Annotated in this window: 2 protein-coding genes; one reads left to right on the plus strand and one right to left on the minus strand. The window is 75.1% G+C overall.

The features are described from left to right. Positions 1-41 precede the first annotated feature (41 nt). The gene (locus tag ABD308_RS01065) at positions 42-1,406 is read right to left on the minus strand and encodes a dipeptidase (RefSeq protein WP_344323738.1); all 1,365 of its coding nucleotides are present in this window, start codon (positions 1,404-1,406) and stop codon (positions 42-44) included. Between the two features lie 148 nt (positions 1,407-1,554). On the opposite strand from ABD308_RS01065, the gene ABD308_RS01070 reads away from it, so the two are divergent. After that, positions 1,555-2,802 carry a geranylgeranyl reductase family protein gene (locus ABD308_RS01070; protein ID WP_425554666.1) on the plus strand — a complete coding sequence of 416 codons (1,248 nt, stop codon included), beginning with the start codon at positions 1,555-1,557 and terminating at the stop codon, positions 2,800-2,802. Positions 2,803-2,934 lie beyond the last annotated feature (132 nt).

Consider the following 2,934-nt stretch of genomic DNA (forward strand, 5'->3'; position numbering starts at 1 on the left):
CCGCGCCGTCCCGGGGGACGGCGCGGCCCGGTGCCGGACGGTCAGACGGTGCGCAGCTCGGCGTAGCGGCGCAGGAACAGCGCCTCGGTGAGGGCCATCCGCTCCAGCTCCTGCGGGTCGACGCTCTCGTTGACGGCGTGGATCTGGGTGGTCGGCTCCTCGACGCCGATCAGGATGATCTCGGCCTGCGGGTAGAGGGTGCGCAGCGTGTTGCAGAGCGGGATCGAGCCGCCCTCGCCGGAGGCCACCATCGGGGTGCCGAAGGCCTCGGCCATCGCCTCGCCCATCGCCTCGTAGGCCGGGCCGGAGATGTCGGCGCTGAACGCGGCGCCGTTGCCCTGCCGCTCCACGGTGACCTTCGCGCCGAACGGCACCTGGGCCTCCAGGTGGGTGACCAGCGCCTCCTGGGCGGCGGCGGTGTCCATGCCCGGCGGCACCCGCAGGCTGACCGAGGCCTTGGCGGAGGCCTGCACGGAGGAGGTCGCGCCGATCACCGGCGGGGCGTCGATGCCGAGCACGGTGACCGAGGGGCGGGCCCAGAGCCGGTCGGCGACGGTGCCGGTGCCGGTGAGCGCGACGCCGTCCAGCACCTTGGCGTCGGCGCGGAACTGCTCGTCGGGGTACTGCACGCCGTCCCAGCGCTGGTCGGTGGCCAGACCGGCCACGGCGACGTCGCCGTTCTCGTCGTGCAGCGAGGCGAGCACCTTGACCAGGGCCTGCAGGGCGTCCGGGGCGGCGCCGCCGAAGGCGCCGGAGTGCAGGTTGCCCGCCAGTGTGCGGACCGAGACGTCGACCACGGTCATGCCGCGCAGCGAGGCGGTGACGGTGGGCAGGCCGGGGGCGAAGTTGCCGGTGTCGCCGATCACGATGGCGTCGGCGGCGAGCAGCTCGGGGTGGGCCTCGGCGTAGCGCTCCAGGCCGCCGGTGCCCTGCTCCTCCGAGCCCTCGACGATGACCTTCAGCCCGACCGGGTAGCCGCCGTCCACCTGGCGCAGCGCCCGAAGGGCCGTCAGGTGCATCAGGATGTTGCCCTTGCAGTCGGCGGCGCCGCGCCCGTACCAGCGGCCGTCGCGCTCGGTGAGCTCGAAGGCGGGGCTGTGCCAGGCGTCCTCGTCGAGCGGCGGCTGGACGTCGTAGTGCGAGTAGAGCAGCACGGTCGGGGCGCCGGCCGGGGCGGGCAGCTCCCCGTAGACGGACTGGGTGCCGTCGGGGGTGTCCAGCAGCCGGACGTTCGTCAGGCCCTCGGCGGCGAAGGCGTCGGCGACCCAGCGGGCGGCCTTCTCGCACTCCTCGACGGGGAACTGGCGCGGGTCGGCGACCGAGGGGTAGGCGACCAGGTCGGCGAGGTCGGTGCGGGCACGGTCCATGAGGGACCGGACGGCGTCGGCCAGGGGCTGGTGCGGCATCGGGGGCTCCGGGAAAGGCTGGTCCGTCCGAGGGGGTGGTGCGGGCGAACGCGTTGACGGTGGGTAATCCCGATCATAGGCCGAGCCGGGTGGCGCCCAGGGCGGTGCGTCCGGCGACGGCGGGGGCGGCCGCATAGGATTGCTGCCCGTGACTGACTCCGGAAGCCCCGATTCTCGTAGCCCGCTCGACGCCGAGGCCGACGGGCCCCGCCGGCCGGACCCACTGGACGGCGTCTGGGACGTCGTCGTGGTCGGCGCCGGACCGGCCGGCTCCTCCGCCGCGTACGCCGCGGCCGCGCAGGGCCGGCGCGTGCTGCTGCTCGACAAGGCCGAGCACCCCCGGTACAAGACCTGCGGCGGCGGCATCATCGGCCCCTCCAGGGACAGCCTGCCGCCGGACTTCAGACTGCCGCTGCAGGACCGGGTGCACGCCGTCACCTTCGCGTACCGGGGCCGGTTCACCCGGACCAGGCGCTCCAAGCGGATGCTGTTCGGTCTGGTCAACCGGGACGAGTTCGATCTGCGCCTGGTCCAGGCGGCCAAGCAGGCCGGGGCGGTGCTGGTCACCGGAGTGACCGTCACCGGGGTCGAGCAGCGCGGCGGCGAGCACCGGACGGCGCTGGTCACCGCCGCCGACGGGCGCGGCTTCGAGGCGCGCGCGGTGGTCGGCGCGGACGGCAGCGCGAGCCGGATCGGGCGGCACGTCGGGGTCTCCTTCGACCAGATCGACCTCGGCCTGGAGGCGGAGATCCCCGTCCCGGCGGACGTCGCGGCCGACTGGGCGGGCCGGATCCACCTCGACTGGGGCCCGCTGCCCGGCAGTTACGGCTGGGTGTTCCCGAAGACCGAGTCCAGCAGCCTGACCGTCGGGGTGATCTCGGCGCGCGGCGACGGCGAGCGGACCAAGCAGTACCTGGCGGACTACATCCGGCGGCTGGGCCTGTCGGGCTTCCCGCCGAGCGTGGAGTCCGGGCACCTGACCCGCTGCCGGGCCGAGGACTCGCCGCTGTCGCGCGGCCGGGTCCTGGTGGCCGGCGACGCGGCCGGGCTGCTGGAGCCGTGGACCCGTGAGGGCATCTCCTACGCGCTGCGCTCGGGCCGGCTGGCCGGGGAGTGGGCGGTCAAGGTGGCCGAGGCTGGTACGGCGGCGGAGGTCCGGCGCGAGGCGTTGAACTACGCCTTCGCCATCAAGGCGGGGCTGGGGGTGGAGATGCGGGCCGGCAAGCAGATGCTGGACGCGTTCGAGCGCCGGCCGTACCTGTTCCACGCGGCGGTCTGCCTGGTCGACCCGGCGTGGCGGGCGTTCGCCCGGACCACCCAGGGGCACCTCACCTTCGCCCAGGTGCTGCGGCAGTACCGCTCGGCCCGGCGGCTCGCCGCGCTGGCCTCGCGCTGAGGCGGTCCGGGAGGGCGAGCCGCTTCGGGAGGGTCGAGCCGGTCCGGCGGAGCTGAGGCGGTCCGGCGGAGCTGAGGCGGTCCGGGAGCGCCGAGCCGGTCCGGGGGACCGGGCGACGGCGTGACGCCGGGT

This window comes from Kitasatospora putterlickiae, from assembly GCF_039527695.1.
Lineage (GTDB): Bacteria > Actinomycetota > Actinomycetes > Streptomycetales > Streptomycetaceae > Kitasatospora > Kitasatospora putterlickiae.

Bases quoted from the DNA above. Each gene is read 5' to 3' on its own strand.
- ABD308_RS01065 (WP_344323738.1), bottom strand. From the start codon at position 1,406: ATGCCGCACCAGCCCCTGGCCGACGCCGTCCGGTCCCTCATGGACCGT.